At 68.4% G+C, this 25,764-nt stretch carries 20 protein-coding genes; 10 read left to right on the top strand and 10 right to left on the bottom strand.

The window, feature by feature from the left end:
* Positions 1 to 591: 591 nt before the first annotated feature.
* A complete protein-coding gene (locus IHE47_RS01110) occupies positions 592 to 1,347 on the bottom strand; it encodes a M90 family metallopeptidase (RefSeq protein ID WP_192103332.1) in 756 nt (251 codons plus the stop codon).
* Between the two features lie 295 nt (positions 1,348 to 1,642).
* Here IHE47_RS01110 and IHE47_RS01105 point away from each other — a divergent pair, with 295 nt between their 5' ends.
* Positions 1,643 to 2,029, top strand: coding sequence for a hypothetical protein (locus tag IHE47_RS01105; RefSeq protein ID WP_192103330.1), 387 nt, complete (start codon positions 1,643 to 1,645; stop codon positions 2,027 to 2,029).
* A gap of 269 nt (positions 2,030 to 2,298) precedes the next feature.
* Here the strand turns inward: IHE47_RS01105 and IHE47_RS01100 are convergent, their stop codons facing one another.
* Together IHE47_RS01100 and IHE47_RS01095 are read right to left on the bottom strand one after the other, a co-directional pair.
* Complete coding sequence (locus IHE47_RS01100; protein ID WP_225561536.1) at positions 2,299 to 3,252, bottom strand: hypothetical protein; 954 nt, start codon at positions 3,250 to 3,252, stop codon at positions 2,299 to 2,301.
* The gene (locus IHE47_RS01095; protein WP_192103328.1) at positions 3,249 to 3,413 is read right to left on the bottom strand and encodes a hypothetical protein; all 165 of its coding nucleotides are present in this window, start codon (positions 3,411 to 3,413) and stop codon (positions 3,249 to 3,251) included. Before IHE47_RS01095 ends, IHE47_RS01100 begins: the two co-directional genes overlap by 4 nt.
* 165 nt (positions 3,414 to 3,578) lie before the next feature.
* Here IHE47_RS01095 and IHE47_RS01090 point away from each other — a divergent pair, with 165 nt between their 5' ends.
* The 4 genes from IHE47_RS01090 (at position 3,579) to IHE47_RS01075 (ending at position 7,074) form a co-directional block, all read left to right on the top strand.
* A complete protein-coding gene (locus tag IHE47_RS01090) occupies positions 3,579 to 4,247 on the top strand; it encodes a glutathione S-transferase (protein ID WP_192103326.1) in 669 nt (222 codons plus the stop codon).
* A gap of 260 nt (positions 4,248 to 4,507) precedes the next feature.
* Positions 4,508 to 5,188, top strand: coding sequence for a hypothetical protein (locus tag IHE47_RS01085; RefSeq protein ID WP_343227417.1), 681 nt, complete (start codon positions 4,508 to 4,510; stop codon positions 5,186 to 5,188).
* Between the two features lie 147 nt (positions 5,189 to 5,335).
* A complete protein-coding gene (locus IHE47_RS01080; protein WP_192103324.1) occupies positions 5,336 to 5,680 on the top strand; it encodes a RidA family protein in 345 nt (114 codons plus the stop codon).
* A 356-nt stretch (positions 5,681 to 6,036) separates the two neighbouring features.
* On the top strand, positions 6,037 to 7,074 hold the full coding sequence (locus IHE47_RS01075) for a sensor domain-containing diguanylate cyclase (RefSeq protein ID WP_343227416.1): 1,038 nt from the start codon (positions 6,037 to 6,039) through the stop codon (positions 7,072 to 7,074).
* Positions 7,075 to 7,231: 157 nt separating this feature from the next.
* Here IHE47_RS01075 and IHE47_RS01070 read toward each other — a convergent pair whose 3' ends face one another.
* From IHE47_RS01070 to IHE47_RS01055, 4 genes are all read right to left on the bottom strand, one after another.
* Positions 7,232 to 10,132, bottom strand: a complete 2,901-nt coding sequence (locus IHE47_RS01070; RefSeq protein ID WP_192103320.1) for an EAL domain-containing protein — start codon at positions 10,130 to 10,132, stop codon at positions 7,232 to 7,234.
* A gap of 264 nt (positions 10,133 to 10,396) precedes the next feature.
* Positions 10,397 to 12,349 (bottom strand): CocE/NonD family hydrolase, encoded by a 1,953-nt coding sequence (locus tag IHE47_RS01065; protein WP_192103318.1) that lies wholly within the window; start codon positions 12,347 to 12,349, stop codon positions 10,397 to 10,399.
* A 94-nt stretch (positions 12,350 to 12,443) separates the two neighbouring features.
* Positions 12,444 to 13,169, bottom strand: a complete 726-nt coding sequence (locus tag IHE47_RS17935) for a lysozyme inhibitor LprI family protein (RefSeq protein WP_192103316.1) — start codon at positions 13,167 to 13,169, stop codon at positions 12,444 to 12,446.
* Positions 13,170 to 13,202: 33 nt separating this feature from the next.
* Complete coding sequence (locus IHE47_RS01055) at positions 13,203 to 13,583, bottom strand: DUF202 domain-containing protein (protein WP_192103314.1); 381 nt, start codon at positions 13,581 to 13,583, stop codon at positions 13,203 to 13,205.
* A 164-nt stretch (positions 13,584 to 13,747) separates the two neighbouring features.
* On the opposite strand from IHE47_RS01055, the gene IHE47_RS01050 reads away from it, so the two are divergent.
* The 3 genes from IHE47_RS01050 (at position 13,748) to IHE47_RS01040 (ending at position 15,877) form a co-directional block, all read left to right on the top strand.
* Complete coding sequence (locus IHE47_RS01050) at positions 13,748 to 14,230, top strand: DUF3455 domain-containing protein (protein ID WP_192103312.1); 483 nt, start codon at positions 13,748 to 13,750, stop codon at positions 14,228 to 14,230.
* A 16-nt stretch (positions 14,231 to 14,246) separates the two neighbouring features.
* Positions 14,247 to 14,741 carry a gluconokinase gene (locus IHE47_RS01045; protein WP_343227415.1) on the top strand — a complete coding sequence of 165 codons (495 nt, stop codon included), beginning with the start codon at positions 14,247 to 14,249 and terminating at the stop codon, positions 14,739 to 14,741.
* Between the two features lie 173 nt (positions 14,742 to 14,914).
* Positions 14,915 to 15,877, top strand: a complete 963-nt coding sequence (locus IHE47_RS01040) for a PD40 domain-containing protein (protein ID WP_192103310.1) — start codon at positions 14,915 to 14,917, stop codon at positions 15,875 to 15,877.
* Positions 15,878 to 15,971: 94 nt separating this feature from the next.
* Here IHE47_RS01040 and IHE47_RS01035 read toward each other — a convergent pair whose 3' ends face one another.
* The 3 genes from IHE47_RS01035 to IHE47_RS01025 form a co-directional block, all read right to left on the bottom strand.
* Positions 15,972 to 18,239, bottom strand: coding sequence for a glycoside hydrolase family 3 C-terminal domain-containing protein (locus IHE47_RS01035; protein WP_192103307.1), 2,268 nt, complete (start codon positions 18,237 to 18,239; stop codon positions 15,972 to 15,974).
* Positions 18,240 to 18,347: 108 nt separating this feature from the next.
* Entirely contained in the window at positions 18,348 to 19,595 is a 1,248-nt protein-coding gene (locus IHE47_RS01030; protein ID WP_192103305.1) for a hypothetical protein, read from the bottom strand.
* 113 nt (positions 19,596 to 19,708) lie between these two features.
* Positions 19,709 to 22,933, bottom strand: coding sequence for a TonB-dependent receptor (locus tag IHE47_RS01025; protein WP_192103303.1), 3,225 nt, complete (start codon positions 22,931 to 22,933; stop codon positions 19,709 to 19,711).
* A gap of 453 nt (positions 22,934 to 23,386) precedes the next feature.
* Here IHE47_RS01025 and IHE47_RS01020 point away from each other — a divergent pair, with 453 nt between their 5' ends.
* Complete coding sequence (locus IHE47_RS01020) at positions 23,387 to 24,400, top strand: LacI family DNA-binding transcriptional regulator (protein ID WP_192103369.1); 1,014 nt, start codon at positions 23,387 to 23,389, stop codon at positions 24,398 to 24,400.
* A 59-nt stretch (positions 24,401 to 24,459) separates the two neighbouring features.
* Complete coding sequence (locus IHE47_RS01015) at positions 24,460 to 25,764, top strand: MFS transporter (RefSeq protein ID WP_225561535.1); 1,305 nt, start codon at positions 24,460 to 24,462, stop codon at positions 25,762 to 25,764.

The raw sequence follows: 25,764 nt of genomic DNA, 5'->3' as shown, positions 1-25,764 counted from the left end.
GAATAGGGCATTGCCGGAGACCGGATTTCTCCCCCCCCAGTGATGCACATGGCCGTTGCAAAAATGTTCGTACATTGCAGCGCCGGCGAAACAATTCCAACTCTGGACGCGGCTTCGAAGAGAGTGGTGTGCGCGGCCTTGGCTTCGGCACCACCTCTTCGCCAAGTTACCGCGCTTCCATCGGCACATCGTAACGCGACGGCATCTCCTCTCTCGGACACTATGGCGTGGTTTGCGGGAAAGCCGTTATTTCGAGGCGACAGAGGGCTTGGACAATTCGTGAAAGATACTATCGCGGACAAATGAAAGCGATCTTTCACGATCATAGGATGCTGAATCGAGTTCGCGTACAGGAACATGCCCGCCGCGCAAAGGATTACGATAACGCAGACGCCTAACGTTGGTGTCAGCACCCTCATTATTGCCTCCCTTGTTGTTCAATCAATGTCGGCTCTGGGTCGATTTCCGCCGGTCGACGTGGATCGGCAGTTGATCATACTGGCCGACGGCCTGGTCATCGTCGATCGGTCGTGTGATGCATTCGATTCGGCGCGTGCACGGAAGCTGATGACACTCCTGGGCACCGGGCACTCAGTACGGATGCTGCCGGTAGAACTGCTCGAGTTGCCGATAGACGTCCGGCAGGTGCAGGCGCAAGGCCGCCGGGGTCTCGAAGAATTGCTCGCTGGCCACCGCGAAGAACTCGGCCGGGCTTTCGAGGGCGTACGGGTCGATCGGCAGTTCGGCTCCGTTGCGCCGCTGCTCCTGCAGCTGATCCCACGCACCGGTGAAGGCCCGCGACCACGCGCGGCGGTCCATGCGCCGGTGCAGGGGCGGGAAGCCGTTGGCGTTGCCGTTGAGCATGTCGAGCTTGTGCGCCATTTCGTGGATGACCACGTTGTGCCCCGGTTTCCTGCCGGCATCCAGCACGTCCGCCCACGACAGGATCACCGGTCCGCGCTCCCAGGCTTCGCCGGCCATCGCGTCGGCGGTCTGGTGGACCACGCCGGCGGCGTCGGTCTTCGCGCGGTGCGGGACGAACGCATCCGGATAGACGATGACGCTGTGCCAGCCGTCGTACCAGGCCAGGCCCAGTTTCAGGATGGGCAGGCAGGCGTGCGCGGCGAGCAGGACGCGGTCGGCGTCGTCCAGGTGCAGGCCCCTGGCCGGCTCCAGCGACTTGCTGTCCAGGAACAACGTCGCCAGCACGCGCAGCGCGGCCTGGTCGGAAGCGCCCAGCGCACGCGCCGCGGCGCAGCGCCGGAGCGCGTCCTGCCATAGCGGTTCGGCGATGGGATGCCGGGCGACGAGGCGTCGTACCCGCCAGTTTCTGATTTTGTCGAACATGGCCACATGCAGGGGATCCGTATGGCCAAGAGCATCAGGGCGGCGTGCGCTTTCTCAAGGAAGGAGCTTGAAGCGCGGCCATCCCTCCAACGCGGTCCGGGGGGCGCAAGGTCTTGCATGGCGGGGCGTTCCTCTCCGGGCAGGAACGCCCCGCCGCCCGCCGGTGGTTCTGGTATGTTGCGCGCGACAGCCACGCCTGCATGGCTACTGTTGCGGTACGGCCTTTCGCGTACCGCTGCCGGATCGTCCGCGATCGTGCACACGTGCCTTCGCGTTCCGTCAAACGGGGGGAACCATGGGCCACGACAAGTCACGCTCCAGCGTTTCAGTCGGCACGGTGGACTGGAACGATCCGCACCTGAGTTCGCTGCTGGAGAAAGCCGACAGCTGGCGGCTGGAGAACCGCAGCAGCCTTCCGCCGCAGGAAGTGCAGATCCACATCAACACGGACTGGGGGACGGTCAGCACGATCAGCAAGCCTGCGCTGATGGTCGCGAAGAACGAGACCACCATGGTGCTGGTGACCCGCTTTCCCGTGCCGCTGGGCGAGCGCCTGCGGATCGACAGCCAGCGGGACGATGGCGCCCATATCGCATGGGGCAAGGTGGTCGAAGGACGCGAGGGGCATCGGGCCGAAGACCACGAGCATGGTCTGTTCCTGAACTGGTTGCGCCTCGACTGAGGCGCCAGCGGGAAAGTGTGCCGGTGCCCCTGCCTGCAGGGGGCGAAGTGCGGGCGGGCTGGTTCGCCGCGACGCCTGCATGGTCCCCGGGCCTTTTGCCCGGGACCGCGGAAATCGGGAAGGTTTGCAACCGGTGCCGCAGGTACATGGTTGCTGCCCGCATACCCGACCTGCGGCTACCCGGCTGCAAGCCTTCCCGATCTCGCGCGACTATCTATGACTGCCGATACGCGCCGTGGTTCCCGCATGGAAACGCCGGAAGGCGCACGTCAGTGCCGACTCGCGCTCGCGGCAGCCGCCGGCGTCGACGACTCGGCCGCTGCACGCTCGGGCGTATCGGCCGGGCACCAGGTCTTGAGGCGCTTGCCTGCGCGGAACAGGTCGATGCATTCGCGCAACTCGGCCTTGAAGGCCAGGTCGGGCGTGTCGATCGGGCAGCCATCCGACAGCGGCTTGGTGTCGTTGTACTCGGCGATGCAGGTCGACAGTGACGGCGGCCTGGCCGGATGCGGATCGGTGGCCAGCGGTGGCGGCGGCAGGTTGAGGCGCTCGTCGCCATCCTTGGGCGAAGGGGGCGGCGGAGCCACGCCGCACAGCAGGTTGGAAGCCGTGCTGCGCTTGGTGGGATCGCACACGCTTTTGGCGATCGCCTGGATCGCATCGCCGATATGGCGACCCACCGCGCCGCCGGCCGTCTCGTTCGGTGGCGGGAAATATTTTTCGAAGCGGGTGGCCTTGTAGTGCATGTGGTTGCTGTCGTGCTGCATGATCCGGCGGTCGTCCGCGGGCTTGGGCGGCTTGGCCTCGGCGCTTGCGGTCGTCGGGGCGTCCGTCAGCGAGGACGGCAGCCGTATCGAACCATCCTGGGCGAACAGGCTGCCGTTGGCCGGCGCGGCCACGGAGGCTGTTGGCGCAGGGGCCGTCTGGTGGTCCTGCACGAGCATCGCGTCGCGACGCGATTTCTCGCGCGGCGCGGGGCGGACGGGCGGGCTTGCCGCCTGTTGCTGCGGTAGCGATGCGGGCGGCCTGGGGGGCGCAGGCGGCGTGGCGCGTGGCGTGCCGGGATGATCCAGCAATCGCACGATCAGCACCTGGTCGCGATCGGCAAGGAGCGCCGCCGGATGCTGCGGCCTGAGCTGCATCGCGTTCCACAGCATCAGTGCGAACGCGGCGTGCAGCGCCAGCACCGCGACCAGCACGAGCACCCGCGCCTGGCGCGTCAACGCCGGCTGTCGCCAGCGCCGGCGATCCAGGGTCGCGCGCGTTTCGCCGTCGAGCCATGCCAGGCCGCGTGCATGATCCCCTTCGCCGTGATGTCGGCCCTGCCCGGAACGTTCGATGACTCGGCCTCATTCAAGCGGATTGCCCGCGCGAACTTGCGCATGGCGTCGGTGCGTGTCGCGGCCGATCCCGGTAGACAGGTTCTTTCATCAAGGGTTCCCTGGATGCCGCGGTCTGGCGTGATGGACCGTCGACGCGCTGCACATCCGCGTGCCGGCCACCATGCTAGCCTCCGGCGTCCGTCCCACCCACTGCACCGGCGACTGCCATGCTGACCGTGCACCACCTCGACAACTCCCGCTCCCAACGCGTGCTCTGGCTGTTGGAGGAACTGGACGTCCCCTACGAGATCCGCAGGTACCAGCGCGATCCGAAGACGCTGCTGGCGCCGCCGGCGCTGCGCGCGGTCCATCCGCTGGGCAAGTCGCCGGTGATCGAGGACGACGGGCAGGTGATCGCGGAGTCGGGGGCGATCGTCGAATACCTGGTCGACCGCTACGACACGGGGCGGCTGGCGCCGCTGCCCGGCATGCCGGAAAGGTTGCGCTTCAACTACTGGCTGCATTACGCCGAGGGCTCGGCGATGCCGCCGCTGTTGCTCAAGCTGGTGGCTGCACGCATCGCCACGGCGCCGATGCCGTTCTTCGCCAGGCCGGTTGCGCGCAAGATCGCCGGCAAGCTGCAGTCGAGCTTCGTCGACCCGCAACTGGCCGTGCACCTGGAGTATGTCGACAACGAACTGGCGACTACGGGCTGGTTCGTGGGCGGCAGCTTCAGTGCGGCCGACATCCAGATGAGTTTCCCGATGGAAGTGGCGATGGCGCGCAGCGGCCTGTCCGGCAGGCTGCCGCACGTCGCCGCGTTCGTGGAGCGCGTGCGGCAGCGGCCTGCGTATCGTCGCGCGCTGGAGCGTGGCGGGCCCTACGCGCTGGGTTGATGCATCGGTCCGGGTCGATCGGGTCGAAGTCCCTTCCGGTCGCCGAACGGGTGCCTGTCGCGGCCGGGGAGGATCAGGGGCCTGGCATGTCGATTTCCCGCCTCCGCGTTCGTCGCAGGTGAGGGTCGGCTTGCCGATGGCTGCGGCAGTGGATGTCAGCGGGGAGCGATCCGGATCGAGTCGGACTTGAAGCAACCACACTTGCGTGATCAGACGGGAGAACCACGATGAAGCAAGGTACCGGCCGCTGGAGGATCGGCGTGACGCTTGGCGCGTTTCTGGCCATGGCCGCCGCCCAGGGTTCGCCAGCCCAAAAACCGCCACACGCCTATCCGGACATGGCGCCCCTGTCGCAATACCTGATGGCGGAGCGCAATGCGGAGATCGCCCTGGCACGCAGCGCGGCGCCCGCGGCCATTTCCGGGGCAGCCACGATCCTGGTGCTCGGACCCCACGGCTATGTCACGGCGGTCAAGGGCAGGAACGGCTTCGTATGCCTGGTCGACCGCTCCTGGACGGCGCAGTTCGACTTCCCGGAATTCTGGAATCCCAGATTGCGCGGGCCGATGTGCCTCAATCCACAGGCGGTGCGGTCCATCCTGCCGATGACCTTCAAGCGGACCGAGCTGGCGCTTGCCGGGCGATCCAGGGAGCAGATCATGGCCGGCATCAAGGCCGCGCTGGCGAGCAAGGCGTTTCCGCCGCTGGAGCCGGGTGCGATGTGCTACATGATGTCGAAGCAGGGCTACCTGAATGATGCGGCGGGGCACTGGGTGCCGCACCTGATGTTCTACACCCCGCTGGGTACGGACTGGGGCGCCGACTTGCCCGGCTCGCCGGTGATGTTGAACCCGCAGTTCCACGGCCTGCCCGAGCCGATAGACGAGTTCATGATACCCACCGGCAAGTGGTCGGACGGAACGCCCGCGCCGGTGATGTAGGTGCGGTACGGAACCTGGCGGTGCCTGGCCAGGGTGCATGGCGGTTCACGCATGCGCTTGCCGGCCGGTGCGTGGTGACCGATGCTCCGTCTGGCCGGCGGCGGGCACGCGCCGACGGCTTCCCATTCCCTGACGGAGCTTTCCCGCATGATCCACCGCATCGACGCCGGCCCGCGCATGTCCGAGGCCACCATCCACAACGGCATCGCCTACCTTGCCGGCCAGGTCGCCGAGGACGGCGGCGCGGACATCGAGGGACAGACGCGCCAGGTGCTGGCGGCCATCGATGCGCTGCTGGCGCAGGCGGGCAGCGACAAGACGCGCATCCTCCGCGCGCAGATCTTCCTTGCCGACATCGCCGATTTCCCCGGCATGAACCGCGTGTGGGACGAATGGGTGGTGCCCGGCCAGGGGCCGGCGCGGGCCACGGTGGAGGCGAAGCTGGCCAGGCCGCAGTGGAAGGTGGAAATCGTGGTCACGGCGGTGGTCTGAGACCCTGGGGGCGTGGTCCGCAACGGCGCGCCCCAGCCTGCCGCCGCCGCGGCCCTTGCGCGGCGGATGCGGATCGGGCGGCCGTGCTGGCACCGCATTCGCCGCGCCATCGATGGCGCATCGCCCCGAACATTGCGTTGGACATCGACGGCCGTTGCCCGACGGGAAGCGGAACGGGCACCGCGCCCATCGGCCAGGGCTGGCAGGCGTGCCGGCGGGTCCTGGCGGCCGCGAAAACTTTCGTCCTGGGACTTACGGCGGCGACCGGGAATGGCGGCACAATGGCGCCGTGGTTTCCCTGCCGGCGACAACCGCGGAGGCCGGTGGTTCGATGTTGCTGCGATGAAGGGGTGGTCGTGAACACTTCGACTTCCGAAACTGGCACCCGCGATTCCATCGACAAGATCGTCGAGTCGCTGTCGCATGCCGCCACGCTGGAAGAACTGGCGCGGCCGCTGCTCGAGTTGCTGGAAAAGGTGACCGGGCTGGAGTCCACCTACCTCACCAGCATCGACATCGAAGCGGGCCTGCAGTACGTGCTGTACGCACGCAATACGTGGCGCCTGCAGATTCCCGAAGGCCTCGCCGTGCCGTGGGGCGACACGCTGTGCCGTCGTGCGCTGGACGAACGGCAGCCGTATTCCGACGACGTGTGCACGCGCTGGGCCGATTCCGCGGCGGCACGCGAACTGGGCATCGTCACCTATGTGAGCACGCCGGTGCACACCGCCGACGGCAAGTTGTACGGCACGTTGTGCGCGGCCAGCGACGAGCGCAAGCCGCAGGTGCCGGGTGTGGCGCAGATGCTGGAGATGTTTTCCCGCCTGATCGCGCAGCAGATCGATCGCGAACGCATGATCCGCTCGTTGCGCCAGGCCAACGACGCGTTGGCGGTGACCGCACGCACCGATGCCACCACGCGGCTGCCCAATCGCCGCGCCCTGCTGGACGAGATGCGCCACCGCCTTCTCGCTGCGTCGGACAACGAGGTGCTGCTGGTGGCCTTCATCGACCTGGACGGCTTCAAGGCGATCAACGACAACCACGGGCACGATGCCGGCGACCGTTTCCTGATCGCTCTCGGCAAGTGCCTGCATGGCGCCTTGCGCGACGGCGATTTTGTCGCGCGGGTGGGCGGCGACGAGTTCGTGGTGCTGTCCACGGCGCGGCGCGAGGTCGCGGCGGCGGTTTCCGAAGCGGTCGGCATGCGGCTGCTGGCGGCGACCAGCGGCCACTACGCCCTGGACGATGGTCTGGAGTTCGACTATGGCGGCCCCAGCATCGGCGTGGTGGCGGCGGAAAGGCACGAGTCCGACATCGATGCCGTGCTGGCTCGCGCCGATGCGGCGATGTATGCCGTGAAGCGCCGGCGCAGGGACGGGGCTGGGCGCTGATCCGATCCGTGCGCCTTTCCCGGGCATGGGGCGCTCCGGCCCGGGCGCGTGTTCCGCGACGGAGCGATGGTGCTCCCGGTTCCTCTACGGCGGCATGGCGACGCGGGACCTGGATGGCGTAACGTCCCTTGTCCCTGCGGTCCGGTCAACGCACGCGCTAGCCGAGCAGTGCCTCGAACGCGTCCAGCGGCAGCGGCCGCGAGAACAGGAAGCCCTGGAACGCGTCGCAGCCCTGGGCCAGCAGGAACCGCCGCTGCGCCTCCGTTTCCACGCCCTCGGCGATCACCTCCATGCCCAGGCCGTGGCCCATCGCGATGATGGTCTGCGCCACCATCGCGTCGCTGGGGTCGTCCGGCAGGCGCGCCACGAAGGACTGGTCGATCTTGAGCTGGTCCAGCGGCAGGCGCGAGAGGTAGGCCAGCGAGGAATAGCCGGTGCCGAAGTCGTCCAGCGCGGCGTGGATGCCCAGCGCGCGCAGTTGCATGAGCTTGGCGGCGGAGTCGTCGAGGTCGTCCAGGATCGCCGTCTCGGTGACTTCCAGCTTGAGCCGCGTCGGGTCGGCGCCGGTGGTGACCAGCGCGGCGCGCACGCCATCCACGAAGTCGGCCTGGGCGAACTGCCGTGCGCTCACGTTGACGGCGAGCGACAGCCCGCGGCGGCGCGCATCGCTGGCCCAGGCGACCAGTCGCGCACAGGCCTGCCGCAGCACCCAGCTTCCCAGCGGCAGGATCAGCCCGTTTTCCTCGGCGATGGGAATGAACGCGCCCGGCGCGATGCGGGTGCCGTCGGGACGCGTCCAGCGCAGCAGCGCCTCGGCGCCCACGATGCCGCCGTGCCGGTTCACCTGCGCCTGGTAATGCAGTTCCAGCGCGTCGTCCGCGATGGCCTGGCGGAGGTCGGCGACCAGCGCCGCGTACTCAGCGAGTTCGTCCTGCATCGCCGGTTCGTAGCGGCAGGCCTGGTCGCGGCCGGCCGCCTTGGCGTGGTACATCGCCAGCTCGGCCTCCTTGAGCACCGCTTCGGAGGTGCCCTGGCCGGGCGCCAGCACGGTCCAGCCGATGCTGACGGTGACCACCACCGGCGTGCCGTCGAGCAGGAAGGGTTCGTGCAGGGCGCGGCGCAGGTCCTCGGCGCATGCGCCGGCCTGCGCCGGCGACATCGCCTGGCCGTTCGCGCAGGTTTCCAGCAGCGCGAAGGTGCCGCCGCTGAAGCGGCCGAGCGCGCGGTGTTCGTCCAGGCCATGGCGCAGGCGCTGCGCGATCAGTATCAGCAGGCGATCGCCGGCGGCATGGCCGCGCAGGTCGTTGATCCGCTTGAAATGGTCGAGGTCGGCCAGCAGCAGCACCCCGCCGGCGGCGGCGGATTCCAGCAGGTGCTGCAGGCGGGCGTGCAGGAAGTAGCGGTTGGGCAGGTCGGTCAGCGGATCGAAGTACGTCATGTGGTCGACGCTGGCATACGCTTCGCGCTCGCGCGTCAGGTCGATGATGGAACAGACGTAGTGGCTGACGTTGCCGTCGGTGTCGACCACGTGCGACACGGTCATCCGCGCCGCCTTGGGCTCGCCCTGCGCGGCCTGCAGCCACAGCTCGCCGTGCCAGACGCCGCTGTGCTCCACCTGCGCCCACAGCTGTTCGTAGAACGCGGCGTCGTGGTAGCGCGAACGCAGCACGCTCGCCGGCTGGCCGATCAGCGCCGCCGGGCTGTGCCCGGTGAGCGTGGTGAACGCCCGGTTGATCCGCTGGATGACGTGGCCGGCGTCCATCACCAGCAGCGCGTCCTGGGACTCGAAGGCCACCGCGGCCAGCCGCAGCTCGGCCTCCGCGCGCTTGCGCGCGGTGACGTCGCGCGCCACGCCGAGCGTGGCATAGGCCGCGCCGCCGGCGTCGAGCAGGGGGACGTTGATGACTTCGAACTGCCGCCATTCGCCGTCGCCGACCTCGGTCGACAGCACGTAGGTGTCCTGCGCGCCGCGGCGTATCGCGCGGGCGTCCATCGCACGCACTTCGGCCGCCTGGGCCGGCGGGAACAGCTCGGCATCGGTGAGGCCGGCCAGCCCCCTGCGCTCCACGTGCAACTGCTCGAACACGCGGTCGTTGCACACGCGGTAGACGCCTTGCAGGTCCTTCATCCACATCGCGTCGGGGTTGGCGTCGAACAGCGCGCGCAGCTTGGCTTCGCCTGCCTGCAGTTCGCGCGTGCGCGTGGCCACGCTGCGCCGCAACGCCCAGATCCACGCCAGCATCAGCATGCCCAGCGCAAGCGCCACGGCCAGGGCGATGACCACGATGCGAGCGTAGGGCGACGGCGGCGGCGACGCTTCCTGCAGCCAGCGCTCGCCCAGCGCGCGGTTCTCCTCCGGCGTGATGCTGGCCATGCCACGCTCGATCAGCTGCAGCATCGCGGTATTGCCCTTGCGCACGGCCACGTGGAAGTGGCCGGTGTCGAGCACGAACGCGCGGCTGAAGAGCCGCTGCGCGCCGATCTTGCTGAGGTAGTAGTAGGCGCGGTACTCGTCCATGCAGAAGATGTGCGGCTCCGTGCGGATCGCCGCCGCCACCGCGTCTTCGTATTCGCCGAATTGCCGCAGGTCGGCGAAGCCGAGTCCGGCCAGCGTCTTCGCGCAGGCGCTGCCGCGGCCCACGTTCATTGTCAGGCCGCGCAACGAAGCCGTGTCGCGCACGGCGGGCCCGCGCGAGCTCACGTAAATGCCCAGCGGCAGGGTGACGTAGGGCGCGGAAAAGTCGAACTGGGCCTCGCGCGCGTCGGTGTGGTAGATCATGTCGATCGCGTCGGCGCTGCCGGTCAGCACGTCCTGCTTGGCGGCGTTCCAGTCGATCAGGTCGAGTTCGACGTGGATGCCGGTGTGCTTTTCGAACAGCCGCCAGCGATCCGCCACGTAGCCGCTCACCTGGCCATCGGCGTTGCGGAACAGGTACGGCGAGTAGCTTCCCGGGGCGACTACCCGGATGTGCGTGGGCGCGGCGGGCGCAACCGCAGCCGGTGCCGCGAGCGCAACGCAGCACAGCCATGCGACGCACGCGGATCGTCGACCTTTCACGTATACCCCTGTATCCGGACGTTCCCGCCCCGCCGGCGACATCGGCCCATGCCGGCGGGCGCGCAAGCCGCATCCGTGGCGGCAGGTTAACCCGTATGCCGCGGACATGACGGTACGCTCTATGGCGTATCGACCATGCCGACGGCTTCTGAAGCGGCAGCCCGGACAGCCGGCGCGGCATATCCGCCCCTGCCGCAGGATGGCTCCTGCGATGGCAAGGGTTTGCGAAGGCGGCCCGGATCGCGGAAGGGCCGCCGGTCCGGATCAGCGACCGGTCGTCGCACCGCCTGTCGCGACCACCGGCAACAGCACGGCGCTGCGCCCGTCCGCGCCGTGCTCGATGGTCACCGTGGCCTTGCGGTAATCGGACGGCCTGGCGAACAGGATGTTGGGCACCCAGGTCTGCGGGTTGCGGTCGTACAGCGGGAACAGGCTGGACTGGATCTGCACCATGATGCGATGGCCGGGCTTGAACTCGTAGTTCACGGTGGGCAGGCGGAACCTGTACTCCTGCACCACGTTCGCCGGGATGGCTTCCGGGTCGGCGAAGCTCTTGCGGTAGCGGCCGCGGAAGATGTCGAGCGATACCGGCAGCTCGTAGCCGCCCATGTCCGGGTCGGTGGGATCGGTGCCGGGGTAGACGTCGATCAGCTTGACCACGAAGTCGCCGTCGCTGCCGGTGGTGCTGGCGAACAGGTCGGCGATCGGCGCGCCCTGCACGGTCACCGTTTCGGTCAGCACGGGCGTGGTGTAGGAGAGCACGTCGGGGCGCGTCTCGACGAAGCGCTGGTCGTGCACCAGCCAGGTGCGCCAGCGGTCCTCGTTGCCGGTGGTGATCGGGCGCGGCAGGTAGGGCACGGGCTTGGCCGGATCGGACACATAGCTGTCGCCGCCGCCGTCGGCCTGACCGAAGCCCAGGCCCATGTTGGCCTGCAGGTAGAGCGGGGTGAGCCGCTGCTCGCTGGCCGGCTTCCAGTCCGCGAAGCTGTCCCAGCGCTTCTCCACCGGGTTGTAGATCATCGCCGCGGGCAGCGGCGTGGCCAGCGGCGTGCCGCGCAGGTAGTGGTCGAACCACGGGATCATCACCTGCTGGCGGAACTCGGCGGTGGTGTCGCCGGGCCACTTCAGCGGCCCCAGGTTCCAGCCCGCGCGGTTGATCTGGCTGTGCCACCACGGGCCCATCACCAGGTGGTTGTTGCCGCCGTGGCCGGCCTTGTCCAGCGCTTCCCAGGCATGCACGGCGCCATAGATGTCCTCCTGGTCCCACAGGCCCTGCAGCCACATCGTGGGCACGTCGGAGGGATGCGCGGGCAGCAGCCTGTCCAGCGCCTGCAGTTGCCAGAACGCGTCGTAGGCCGGGTGGGCGGAGAAGCGGTTCCACCACGGCAGCTGCCTGAAGCCGTTGGCGACGGCGTAGTCGCCGGCCGAACCGGCTTCGAGGAAGTTGGTGTAGTCGTCGCTGTTCCCGCGCGGCACGGGTTCGCCCGAGCCCTTGGCGCTCATCTGCTCGGTGAAGTAGTCGAGGTTGATCTGGCGCAGGGCGCCGTAGTGGTACCAGTCGTCACCCATCCAGCCGTCGACCATCGGGCTTTCCGGCGCGGCGACCTTGAGCGCGGGGTTCGGGTGGAGCAGGGCCATCGCGACCGTCCAGCCGTCGTAGGACGAGCCGATCATGCCGATCTTGCCGTTCGACTCCTTGACGTTCTTCACCAGCCAATCAATGGTGTCCCAGGCGTCGGTGGTGTCGTCGGTGCTGGTCGGGTTGAGCGGCCCCATCGGCGGGCGCGTCATGATGTACTTGCCTTCCGAGCCGTATTTGCCGCGCACGTCCTGCCACACCAGGATGTAGCCGGCGTTGGCCCAGTCCTTGTCGCCCGACCATACCGCGTCGGCCATGCGCGGCTTGTCGCCTTCCAGGAAGCCGCTGGCGTTGTACGGCGTGCGCTCCAGCAGCATCGGCCGGTCGTGCGCGTTCTTCGGGATCACGATCACCGTGTGCAGCTTCACGCCGTCGCGCATCGGGACCATCACGTCGCGCTTGACGTAGTCGAAGTTGCCTTGCGGCGTCTGCCAGCCGGCCGGGATGTCCGACGCGGTCTGGATCATGTCGGGCGTGACCTTGGACGAGTCCTGGCCGGTCGCGGTCGGCGCGAACGCGGTGGCCGCCAGCAGGCAGGCGAGCGAAAGGAGCGCCGGGTTCAAGGCGGCAGTCTTCATGTCCGTGGAATCCTCGTTGATGGTCGCGTTGCGCAACCTAGCACGGTCGGACGACCCGTCGTCGCCACTGGCTTCGCGCAATGGCCCGGAGGGCTCAGAGCGCAAGCGTCTGGATCATTTGTTGCAGCACCTTGATGCGCTGCGAATAGGCGTCTTGCAGGCAATCCTGTTCAACGTCGGCCCCTGCCGTGCCCATCGTGAGCTCCCCTTGCAGCCTGCAGTCCTCCGCAACCCAGGCGCGCCATTGCTTTTGATCGTCCCTCAAGCTCGCGGTGAACAGGTTGGGGGCCGTTCCGGGAATCTTCTCGAAGCGCGCGTTCGCCGCCATCACGGCATCGAATACGCGCTTGACTTCGAGTGACTTGAGCTGCGTCTGCTTGATCTCGCAGTCGATCTGGGCGGCGTGGCTGTTGAAGTTTTGGCTGTCGCAAACCTGTTGTGCGGAGACAGGGCCGCTGGCCGTGATGCCCCATAAAAGAATGACCGCATATCGGCGCATACGCTCCCCCTTCATTGCATGTTCGCTGGTTGCAGGCAAAACCGGAACCATGTCGAAGGAAGTGTGGCGATGCCGGCTGGCAATGGCATGTCGACTTGAGGGCGAAAGCCTGCCTCTTGCCGCATCTGCCGCCACCCCGTCGTGCGTGGCGGCGGCAAGCCGTTCTTCGCTGGCGCGCAGTCGCGGCTGCGTCTTGCATCCGGCGATCTGGTCGTCGGGGGCGTGATCAGGCTGGCGTACGCTCCTGCCTGATTGCGCGACGCGCTTGGTCGGCAGCGCATCGGGTCCACTGCGCCGTATCTGGAAGCCGGGGGCCGGCACGCGCGCCATCCCGGCATGGACGATGGAGATCAGTCAGCTCAGGCTGGTGAGCTGGTATCCCACGTACAGCACCAGGAACAGCGCCAGCGCGACCAGCAGCGTGGTCAGCACGCGTTCGACCATGGTGCCGTGGTAGGGCGCTTCGGCATCGGCCTGGATCAAGCGGCCGTTGCGGTAGAAGCCACGGGTGGCGAGCAGGATCAGCACCGCACCGAGCAGGATCATGCCCAGGCCCAGCCATTCGGAAGCGCGCATGTGCAGGCCGTTGTTCAGCACCGCGCCGCGCGTCGTGTAGACGAGGAACACGTCGAAGCGTTCGATCAGGAAACCGAAGCCCATCAGCGACACCGCGGTGCGGATCCAGGCGAGGTAGGTGCGTTCGTTGGCGGCGAGGTCGCTGAAGTGGGGGATCATCGAAACTGCCCGCGCGGAATGGTGAGGCGAGTCTAGTCCGCGAAACCGCAGGCGAAATGCATTTCCCGGATTGATGCTTCAATGGCGCGTGCCGAGGTATGTTCCGGCACCGGGCGTGCCTCGCCGGCGCGGTGAAAAGCCGGAAGTCCACCAGGAGACGTGCCATGCGCAATCCGTTGAAATGCTGTGCCGTGATCGCCGCGACGCTTGCCGGCGCCGCGCATGCCCAGGGGACGTCCAGGGCGCCCGCCATCGAAGCGTTCGGCAAGGGTGTGCAGACCTATGCGTGCAAGGCTTCCGGCGCTGCCTACGCCTGGGCGTTGAAGGCGCCCGACGCGACCTTGTCGGATGCCATGGGGAAAGTGATCGGCAGGCACTTCGCCGGGCCGAGCTGGCAGGCCGGCGATGGCAGCACGGTGGTGGGCGAAGCCTTGAACGCATCGCCTTCGCCCGATGCCGGCGCCATACCCTGGCTGGTGCTGAGGGCGAAATCGCATGCCGGCAACGGCGTGATGGCATCGGTGCAATACGTGGTGCGCGCACGCACCGAGGGCGGCCTGGCGCCCGCTTCTGGGTGCGATGCAGGCCATGTCGGCAGCGAAGTGCGGGTGCCTTACAGCGCGGTGTATCTGTTCTTCCGGGGGTGAGCCTTTGATTCCCGCAGTGCCGACCGTCGTGGTGATGGGTGTCTCGGGCAGCGGCAAGAGCCACGTCGGTGCCGCGCTGGCGCACGCCCTGGGCGTGGATTTCGTGGAAGGCGACGACCTGCACCCGCCCGCGAACATCGCCAGGATGAGCGCCGGCGTTCCGCTGGACGACGCGGATCGCCGGCCCTGGCTGGAGGCGATTGCCGCCGCCATCGCGGTGCACCGCGGGCAGGGCGTGGTGGTGTCCTGCTCGGCCTTGCGGCGCCGTTATCGCGACGTGTTGCGCCACGCCGATCCGTCGCTACGCCTGCTCTACCTGCGCGTGCCGCGCGAGGAACTCGCGCGCCGCATGCGCGAGCGCCGGCACTTCATGCCGCCGGCCTTGCTCGACAGCCAGCTGGCGGCGCTGGAGGAGCCGGCCGCGGACGAGCGCGCCATCGTGCTGGAAGCAGGTACCGATCTGGCGGTCACGGTCGCATCGGCCGTGCGGGCGCTGTCGTCGGCAGGGTGACCGGTTTGAAAAGTGCGGCGCCGATCCTCCCGGACCTGCCCGTCTTGATGCCACGCAGGCTGGCCAGTCCGAAGGGCGCCTCGTCCGGCGTGATGTTGCAGATCCGACGTTGGCCTGGGTACCCCTGGAAACCCGTTCAAGATTTCCCGCGCACTTGCAAGGAAAGAGCCCCCATGAAATGTCGTCCGGCAATTCGACGATCCGCTTCCGGAAAAGCCACCCTGTTCAGTGTGGCCCTGCTTCTGCTGCAGGCCTGCGTGTCACCTTCGCATTCGACCGAAGCCCCGATACGGAATGTCACGGACGACCCCGCCGGGGTCGACTATGGCCCGCATTTCTCGCCCGATGGCCGCTTCCTGATCTTCGACCGCATGGCGCTGCTCGGTGGCGGTCGCTGGAAGACCTATATCGTTCCTTTCGAAGGCGGCACACCCAGGCCACTGTCCGTGGGTGAGGTTCCCGTGCAACAAACCCGTACCCGCTGGTCGCCGAAGGGCGATCGCATTGCCTTCACCGGAATCGGGCCGGGTGGTGCGGCAGCTACCTGGCTGATGGACAAGGACGGCTCCCATATCCGTCGTGCACCGTCGCCAGAATCGGGCAGCGCCTTTTATCCGAGCTGGTATCCGGACGGTCGACGTGTGCTGGAGATGGTCCACGACAACACGTTGCGTTCGGTCGACACCCGCACGGGCACCGTGGTCGAAATCGATACGACGCCTGCCTTGATGTTCGGCATGGCCTCGGTGTCTCCCGACGGGAAATGGATCGCCGCCGCGGCCCAGCTCCGCCAGGGACAGCCTTACGACCAGCGGGCGAACCAGATCTGGCTGATCGGCAGTGACGGGCATGCGCACCCGTTGATCGCCATCCCGCACCAGGGCCGCGCGCCTGCCTGGTCGCCGGACGGATCCCGTATCGTCTTTGAGAGCAACCAGGGTAGTCCCCGTCCGGCGTTCTATGCCACGTTCGTGGCGAACATCGACGGCAGCGGACTCAGGCGGCTCACCCCGTTCGAGCGGAACACCCAGCATCCGGTTTTTTCACCGGACGGGAAGTGGATCGCGTTTTCGGAGCGCACGCCCAAGCTCCTCGGCGCATACGCGCAAAGCATCGCGGTGATGAGGGCGCCATGACGGATGATGGCGGGCAACATCCGTTTCCGGAAGCAGGCCCGGCGGGCCTGCCGTCACTCCTGCGGCATGCCGCAGGAGTGATCCGGGGCACGCCTCACTGCGCGCCGCTGGCCGTGCAGGGCTGCGGCACGCCGGCCGGCGACGCATCCGCCGCCCAGCTGGCCGCGGCCAGCGTGGCCTTGCCGTCGCCCTGGAACGATGTCGCCGAATGCCCCAGCTGCAACTGGTAGTCGCCCGCGGGCTGCTGCCAGTGCTGGCTCTTGCCGTCGAAGTCGGCCAGCAGGCGCGGGTCGGCAGTCACCGTGAGATGCGCGGACTGGCCGGGCTTGAGGTCGACGCGGCACCAGCCGGCCAGCCGCCGCACTTCGCCCGAGCCGGGCAGGGTGACGTAGAGCTGCGGCACGTCCACGCCCGCACGCGCGCCGCGGTTGGTCACCGTGAACGAGGCGGTGAGCTTGCCGTTCGCCGCGTGCGGCGCGAAGCCGCTGTAGTCGAAGTGCGTGTAGGTGAGGCCGTAGCCGAACGGGAACAGCGGTTCGAGGTGCTTGCGCTGGTACCAGCGGTAACCCACGTCGGCGCCTTCGATGTCGTAGTCCACGTCCTGCGCGGGCTGGCCCTGCGGCGCCAGGCCGATGGCGGCGAGGCCGGCACCGGGGATGACCGGGCGCGGCAGCTGCGATTCGTCGCGCGGCCAGGTCACCGGCAAACGGCCGGCCGGATCCACTTCGCCGTACAGCAGCCGCGCGATCGCTTCGCCGCCGCCCGCGCCGGGGTACCACGCTTCCAGCACCGCGCCCACGCGGTCCAGCCACGGCATGGCGACCGGGCCGTTGTTCTCCAGCACCACGATGGTGTGCGGATTCGCCTTGGCCACGGCTTCCACCAGCGCATCCTGGTTGCCCGGCAGGGCGAGGTGCGGCGCATCGAAGCTTTCCGCCGCCCACTGCTCGACGAACACCACGGCCACCTTCGATTGCGCGGCCAGCTTCGCGGCGGCGGCGATGTCGTCGCCGCTGGCGTAGCTCACCGCACCGTGCGCGCGTTGCCGGATCGCCGCCAGTGGCGCGGAGGGCTGGTAGATGCGCGGGCCTGGCCAGTCGGTGGGGGCGAGGCCCGGTACCGCGTTGCCCTGCGGCGACTGCACCGCCGAGGAGCCGCCGCCGGTCAGCACGCCCTTGTCGGCGTGGCCGCCGATCACCGCCACGGATTGCGCGGCGGACAGCGGCAGCAGCGCGTCCTGGTTGCGCAGCAGCACCGCGCCGGCTTCCTCGGCGCGCTGCGCCACCTTGCGGTCGGCGTCGAAGTCGATGGGCGACTGCACGGCCGGATGGTCGATGGCGCCGGCCGCGAACAGGCTGCGCAGGATGCGCCGCGCCATGTCGTCGATGCGCGACTGCGGCACCTCGCCGGAAGCCACGGCGGCACGCAGCGGCTTGTCGAAGTACACCTCCTTGTCGAAGGTCTCGCCGGCCGATTCCTGGTCCAGGCCGGCCAGGGCGGATTTCGCGGCGCTGTGCACCGCGCCCCAGTCCGACATCACGTAGCCGGGGTAATGCCAGTCGCGCTTCAGCACGTCGTTGAGCAGCCAGTCGTTCTCACAGGCGTACACCGCGTTGAGGCGGTTGTAGGAGCACATCACCGAGCCCGGCTGGCCGGCGGCGATGGCGATCTCGAAGGCGAGCAGGTCGGACTCGCGTGCAGCGGCTTTGTCGATGTTCGCGCTCAGCGTGGTGCGGTCGGTTTCCAGGTCGTTGAGCGCGTAGTGCTTGATGGTGGAGACGACGTGCTGGCTCTGGATGCCGGCGATGGCGTTGCCGGCCATCACGCCGGCCAGCAAGGGATCTTCGCCCGCGTATTCGAAGTTGCGGCCGTTGCGCGGGTCGCGCACCAGGTCCACGCCGCCCGCCAGCATCACGTTGAAGCCGCGATGATGCGCCTCGTTGCCGATCATCGCGCCGCCGGCATGCGCGATCGCCGGGTCGAAACTCGCCGCCGTCGCCAGGCCTGAAGGCAGCGCGGTCGCGCCAAGCTTGTGCGGCTTGGCCACGCCGAGGCCCGCGTCGCTCTCCTGCACGGCAGGCAGGCCCAGCCGCGCCAGCGCGGGCTGGTAACCGGCCGAGCCCAGCATGCCCGGGGACATGACGTGGCCGTTCTCGGTGTCGCCGAATTCGGTGCGGATGAGCTGGAACTTCTCGTCCTGCGTCATCGCCTTCAGCGCCAGCGCGGCGCGCTGGTCGGGCGTCAGCCTGGGGTTCATCCACGGGTGCGCGTCGTTGCCGGCCGATGCGGCCGTGCATGCGCCGGTCAGCGCCAGCAGCGCCACGCCGATGAAGGAGGCTATGCGGGTCTTGTGGAGTGCCATGACGTTCCCTTCGTTTTGCGAGAAAAGCAGGTTGGAGGCATGCGCATCGCGGGCGCGGACAGGCAAGCATGGTGCACGATTTCCGCGGCACGCGTGCGCTGCGCATGCTTATGATTTTGGCAAGTACGGATTGCGATTCGATGCGGCGAGCGCGGCCCATGCCGTCGCGGCGAGGCAGGGCCGGTGCTCGTAGTAGGAATACAGCGCGGCGACGCGCGGTGCGGGCGTGGCGTAGAGGAAGCCGCCCGGCGAAGCCTGTCGCGCGACCACCGCGAGCAGCCGCTCCGCCCTGGCTTCGTCGCCGCTCCATCGATAGGCGAGCGCGGCCTGCGCGGTGCCTTCCGTCCACATCCCGTCGCGGATGTCGGTGAAGCCGAAGCCGCCTTCGACGGCATGCCTGCGCTCGACCCAGGCCAGTGCATGCCGCCATGTCGCCGGTGCGTCCGGCAGCAGTTGCGCCCAGACCTGCACGTCGAGGGCGGCAGGCGAGCGCAGCGGCGTCACGCCATCGCCCTCGGTGCCTGTCCAGAAGTGCCCGCTCGCGGCGTCCCACTGCGCATCGACGAAACCGCGGGCGCGGCTGGCCTGCGCGTTCCAGTCGCCGCCCGGCGCGGCGATCCGTTGCAGCCACGCGAACATCGCGGCGAGGTCGATGTTGTGCTCGGTCGATTTCCACGTCGCCTGCCGCGGCACCAGCAGGAAGGACTCGATGCCGCCATGGAATCCGGCCGCGCCGTGCGTGTCCGAGGCATGGGTCACGACCCAGTCGGCGAGATGCACGGCGGCATCGCGCCAGCGCCCCGCGCCGGTGGCGTCGTGCAGCGTCAGCAGCGCCAGTGCGGTCCACGCGATGTTTCCGCACGACGTGCCGTCCTGGTAGGCGCCGGAGTATTGCCGCGCGGCATCGACCCAGTGCCTTTGCCCTGCGTCCCACCATCCGTTCGGCAAGGGCTTGCCGTCCGCGACGGGGCCGGCGCGATAGGCGTCGCGCAGGCGCGTGTCGTGGATGGCCGCGAGCCGCAATGCCTCGCCGATGCGTTCGGCCTGCGGCCGCCTGCCGCACGCGAGCAGGGCGATGACGGCGAGCGCGTTGTCGTAGGTGAACGCCGCCGAATGCAGGGGCGCAAGGTCGGGCGCGCCTTGCCCGCGGCGTCCGTCGTAACTGCGCAGCAGGACCGGGCCGTTCCCCGGCAAGGCATCGACGCGCGCGGCGATCGCGTTGCAGCTGCCGCGGGCGAGCGCGCCGACGCGGGTCGCCGCCGGATCCACGCCTGCCGTCGGCGGCGCCGTCGTTTCCGCATGGACCGGCGCCACCGCGGACAGGGCGAGCATCAGGCCGGCGAACAAGGCCGCCATTCCCGCTTGCGCGGGAACGGCGGCAATCGGGGAGGTCGTTGCGCCGCCGCCCGCCCCCGCCATGGCATGTGGTCCGGCATGCGCCATGGCGGGGAGCGGTCGCACGGGTCCGGTCAGAAGCTCGCGCGCAGGCTGAGGTTGTAGCGGGTGTCGTCGCGGAAGAAGCCCTTGGGCACTTCCAGGCCGTCGGTGTTGACGATCTCGCTGGTCTTGAACGTCGAGTTCAGGATGTTGGCCGCCTGCAGCGAGATCTTCACGTGGTCGTTCAACGCATAGATCAGCGAGGCGTCCAGCCGGCCCTGCGCGTCGGCCATCACCGGCAGGAACGGATAGTCCGCCTCCTGGCCCGTGATCAGGAAGGCCGAGCGCCAGTTGTAGGCGAGGCGTGCGGAGATCGGGCCTTTCTCGTAGTACACGGTGAAGTTGTAGGTGTCGCGCGACAGCTCGGACGGCGGCAGCTTGAGCTGGTTGACGCACTGCGTGGGCGCCACGTAGCCGGAGGGGCAGTAGTCGACCGCGCCGAAGCCCAGTCCGTGCGGCTTGATGTAGGTGTAGTTCATCTGCGTGCCGAAGCCGGACAGCCAGCCGGGCAGGAAGTCGTACTTCTGCTGGTAGGCCAGTTCCAGGCCGCCCACGCTGCCCTTCTGGTCGAGGTTGGCGAGGCCCGCCGTGTACTGCTCGGGGAAGCTCACGCCGTTGTTCGTCACCGTGGTGTCGACCACGTTGGTGATGTACTGGATGGTGTTGTTCAACTGCTTCCAGAACAGCGTGCCGGACACGGAGCCGACGTTGCCGAAATACCACTCCTGGGTGAGGTCGAAGTTGTGCGCCGTGATCGGCGTGAGGTAGGGGTTGGCGCCGGTGTAGCCGTTCGACAGGGTCGGCACGGTGCTGCCGTTGGTACCGTAGGGCAGCAACCCGCTGATCGTCTGCCCGGCCTGCAACTGGTTGAGCGTCGGCCGGTAGATCGACTCGGAGAACGCGAAGCGGGTGATCAGGTCGTTGGTCCAGCCGATGGCCAGGTTGAAGCTGGGCAGCCAGTTGCCGTAGGAGTGGCTGGCCGTGATCGGCGTGTACGCGCCGTTGGCGAAGCTCACGTACTGCTGTTGTTGCGCCGGCGTCAGCGCGCAGAACGTGCCCGGCTGCGGCGCGGGGCCGCTCGCGCTCTGCTGGCAGTACTCCGCGATGGTCTTGCCGTTGAGCGTCTGGTTCATGTTCGGCAGCAGCAGGAAGCCCGAGGCGTCGTCCTGCGTGTGCACGTAGCGCAGGCCGATGTTGCCGCTGATCTGGATGCCGCTCATGAAATCGGTGTTGTCGTTGCCGAAGTTCAGGCGCACGTAGGCGGCGTTGGTCTTTTCATCGTTGGAGGCGATTTCCTGCGGCAGGTAATACGTGCCCGGCACGAAGACGTCGCCCGCCACGTACTGCTCGCGCTGGAAGTTGGTGTAGTACGGGCCGCCGGCCATGCCGGGGTTCATCGCGAACCACTGCTGGTTGATCTGCGTCATCACGCTGGCCGCCTGCTGGAACTGCGTGAGCGGATTGAGATTGAAATAGGGCGCGACGATGCCGAAGTCGCCGCCGCTGAAGGCCGGCAGGTTGACGTGGTAGGGGGCGACGTCGCCGGGCGTGTTGGCCGCGGTCACCACGTTGATCCCCGGGCTCGGCGAGCTGACGGCCTCGTAGTTGTATGCCGAGTTCTGCACCACCTCGCTCTGGTCGGAGTGGCGGACGCCGAACTGCAGGTTGTCCAGGAAGCCCTTGTCGATGTCGAAGGTGCCGTCCAGGCGGAAGGTGCGCTGGTTGCCCCAGGAATGCTCCTCGTGGTCCTGCGCCGCCGCCCAGTAGGTGTTGTTGGGATTGCCGAAGTACTGCGCCGTCGTCTCGTTGGGGTCCGGCGAGAGGATGCTGATGCTGGGCACGTTGTTGCCGTGCAGGGCGATGTCCCAGTTCGCCATGGTCAACTGGCGGATGTAGTAATAGAAGTTGTCGTAGGTGGAGTTGGTGTCCTGCACGTCGGCGCTCAGGTGCAGCCGGTCGCTGACGTTCCATTTCAGGTTGAAGCTGTAGTCGTTGGTGACGTAGCGGTTGCGGTACGCCGTGCTGTCGAGCTGGGTGGGCAGGCCGCCGTACTGTGACGGGTAGTTGTACGCGCTGGGCAGCGCCGTGACGATGCCCGACTGGAACACGCCCTGCGAGTTGAACGTGGGGTAGGTGCCCGCCAGCGGGATGTCGCACTGGTTGGGATCCGACCAGGCGCAGCCATCCGTCGATGCCTGCAGGGTGTGCTCGTAGGCGGTTTCCGTGTCCGAGGCGCGGTCCCACTCCAGCGTGGCCTGCAAGGCCTTGTCCGGGCTTTCCCATTGCGCGGCGAACACGCTGCCGAAGCGCGTGCTGGTCTCGTCCTGCGTGCGCAGGTCGCCGCCGATCGGCACGTAGACGTACTGGCCGGGCGCCAGGCCGGGGAAGTCGTCGTTGCGCGAGCCGGGCAGGGTGCAGCCGTTGCAGCGGCGCTGGAAATCGACCAGCGAGATCGCGTTGTCGGCCTGGTCGATGCGGTCGTAGGCGATGTTGCCCAGCACGCCGAAGCGGCCGATGTCGGTGTCCCAGTTGTGGCTGAGCAGGGCGGAGACCTGCGGCGTGCCCTTCTTGTCCAGGCTGCCCCAGTAGTTGCCGACGGTGATGGACGCCTGCGTGTCCTTGGCGCTATCGAAGGGCTTGCGCGTGTTGAGATCGATCGAGCCGGCGATGCCGCCTTCGAGCATGTCCGCCGTCTGGTTCTTGCTCACCACCACCGAGCCGATCAGCTCCGGCGACACCGTGGAGAAGTTCAGTCCCTGGCCGCCGCCGGCGGAAAACACCGAGCGACCGTTGAACAGCGTGCTGGTGTAGGGCAGGCCCTGCAGGCTGATGTCGGAACCCTGGATGGAGAAGTGGTCCGGGTCGGCCGCGACGCCGAAGGCGCTGACGGCTATGCCCGGCACGCGCTGCAGGGCCTCGGTGACCGAGGTGTCGGGCAGGGAGCCGGCGTCCTGCGCCGAGATCGCGTCGACCACGGTGTCGGCATAGCGCTTGATCTCCTGCGCGCGGTTCAGGCTGCCCGAGTAGCCGTTGACGGTCATGCCGGTGAGTTGCTTGGCTTCCTTCTCGCTGGCCGTCGTGGTGGCGTCCTTCTTCTTCCTGTCCGCGGCCTTGGCGTCCTTCGTCGCGGCGGGCGCGGCCTGGTCGGTTTCCTGCGCGGCGGTCTGCGCCTGCAATGGGCCGGCCGCAAACAAGGTCATCGCGATCGCGAAAGGCAGCAGGCGCAGTTGCTTGGTGTTGCCTGCATGCGAACTCATGGACTGCTTCTTCACTTCGATATCTCCCCAGTGTTCAGTGAATGTCCGGCCGGTGCGTGTTCGCCCACCTGCGCCCCGGCCTGTTCCGCCCCTGGCCCGGAATCCAGGCCGTTCGCCCGGCCTGCGGTCGCAGAACGGACGCCGGGCCTGCATGCCCCGGCGGTCGCGACCGACCGGAGCAGCGGTCGCGGTCGCGAATGCGTGCAGCGGCAATGGCTGCAGGGCATGTCGCGGCGATCGCCGGATGGATGTCTCCCCCTCTCCCTCCGGCACTACGGTCCGTGGCGTTCGGGCTTTGGCGCGCATCGCAAGCTAGTCAAAAGTACCAGCGCTGTCAACATAAAATACCAGCGCTGGTACTTTTGGATGGAATGGATGGAATTCGGCCGACTGCGGGCCGCCCGCTTGGGGTAGCATGTGCCGCTGCAAGCCATACAGGGGCGGTATCTGCACATGCCGGCGAGAATCGAAGACGTCGCGGCGCATGCCGGCGTATCCACCAAGACGGTATCCCGCGTGCTCAACGGCGTTCCGAGCGTGCGCGCCAAGCTGCGCGCTCGCATCGAGGCCTCGATCCGCGCGCTCAGCTACGTGCCCAACGCATCGGCGCGCAGCCTGGCGGGGAACCGCTCGCACCTGGTCGCGCTGCTGTACGACAACCCGATGGCCGGTTCCAGCTACACCATGGAACTGATCGTCGGCGTGCTGCAGGCGTGCAAGGGGACGCCGTACAACGCCGTGCTGCACCCTTTCGACGCGGGGGAGGACCTTGCCGCGCGGATCGACGGCTTCGTGGCGCAGCACCGACCGGACGCGCTGGTGCTGGTGCCGCCGCACGCGAACAACGCCAAGCTGCTGCAACGCCTCGACGAGCTGGACATTCCCTACTCGACGATCTCCTCCAAATTGCGCCAGTCGCGCATCGACGTGGGCTTCGACGAGCGCCGGGCGGCGGCCGAGATCGTCGGGCACCTGGTTTCGCTCGGGCACCGGCGGATCGGGCATATCGCCGGGCTGCAGGGGCACGGCGCGCGCACCTGGCGGCTCAGCGGCTACCGCGATGCATTGCGCAAGGCCGGTGTCGCGTACGACGAGTCGCTCGTGGTGGAGGGGGATTTCGCCTTCGCCTCGGGCGTGGCCGGCGCCAGGGCGCTGCTCGACCGGCGGCGCCCCCCAACGGCCATCTTCGCGGCGAACGACGACATGGCCTGCGGCGTGATGCGCGAAGCCTACGATCGCGGCCTGGCCATTCCCGCCGACCTGTCGGTATGCGGCTTCGACGGCACGCCGGTGTCGCAGCTGATCTCGCCCGGCCTGACGACGGTGCACCAGCCGTGCCGCGAGCTCGGTTGCCTGGCCGCCGAGAGCGTGCTGCGGTCGATCCGCGATCCCGCCGGGCCGCAGCAGGCACGCGTGCCCTATCAGGTGCTGTTGCGCGCATCGACCGCTGCGCCCGGGAAACCGTAGTATTCCCGGGTGCCGGGGCCGGGCTCGAGCAGCGCCCGGCACTCGGAGCCATGGGGGCCATGACGGTGATCGACGACAAGGTTGAGGCGGCAGTGCGCTGGCTTCCCGCGACAGCCGGCGCGCCGGCGGCCGTGGCGCCGCAGGTGCGCCGCGCCGGCTGGCCGCTCATCGTGGTCTACGGCCTGGCCTACACGGGGCTGTGGATGGCGCTGCTGCCGCCCATCCTGGTGGGCCTGGCGATGCGCGTGCGCGAGATCGCTCCGGCGCATGCGACCGGTGGCCTGTCGCTGGTGGTGGGCGTGGGCGCGCTGATCGCGCTGTTCGGCAACCCGTTTTTCGGCCGCCTCTCGGACCGCACCACCTCGCGTTTCGGCATGCGCCGGCCCTGGCTGGTTGCCGGCGCCCTGGGCGGCGTGGCCGGGTTGGCGATCGTCGCGACGGCCGCGTCGGTTCCGCAACTACTGCTGGGCTGGTGCCTCACGCAGCTCGCCTACAACGCGCAGTTGGCCGCACTGGCGGCGATCCTGCCCGACCAGATCCCGGCGTCGCAGCGCGGCATGGTGTCGGGCATCGTGAACATCAGCCTGCCGCTGGGCATGGCGACGGGCACCTTCCTGGTGGCGTCCCTCGCGGGTTCCACGCTGGCGATCTTCCTGGTGCCGGCCGCGATCGCGCTGGCCGGCGCCCTCGTCCTGGTCTGGGCGCTACCCGATCACCGCCTGGCCGCGGCTGAGCGGCCACGCTACGGCTGGCGGGAATTCCTGGGCAGCTTCTGGATCAATCCGTTGCGCTTCCCCGATTTCGCCTGGGCCTGGGGCAACCGCTTCCTGCTCTACGCCGGCGTCGCGCTGTTGATGACGTATCAGGGGTTCTACCTGATCCGCCAGCTGGGCTGCGCACCGGCCGATGCGCCGCACTGGATCTTCCTGTCCACCCTGGTGCAGTCCTGCACGGTGGCGGCCGCCAGCGCCCTGGGCGGTGGCCTGTCCGACGCCCTCGGGCGGCGCAAGGTGTTCGTGTGCGGTGCGACGCTGGCCTATGCGCTGGCCCTGCTGATGATCGCCTTCGCCGCCTCGTATCCCGGGTTCCTTGCCGGCGTGGCGGTGGCCGGCATGGCGCAGGGCGTGTATCTCGCGGCGGATCTTGCCCTGGTGACCGACATCCTGCCGGAGCGCGAAACCCATGCGGCCAGGAACCTGGGCATCTTCAACATCGCCAGTGTCCTGCCGCAGTCGCTGATGCCGGCCATCGCGCCGGGCATCCTGTCCGCCGGCGACGGGAGCTACACGGCCCTGTTCGTGGTGGCGGCGGTGCTTGTCGCGTTCGGCGCCTGGGTCATCCTGCCGGTGCGCGACGTGCACTGA

The organism is Rhodanobacter sp. DHB23 (assembly GCF_014842975.1).
Lineage (GTDB): Bacteria > Pseudomonadota > Gammaproteobacteria > Xanthomonadales > Rhodanobacteraceae > Rhodanobacter_A.
Note: the sequence above shows the minus strand (reverse complement) of the source record. Positions and strands in the feature narration are given on the sequence as shown.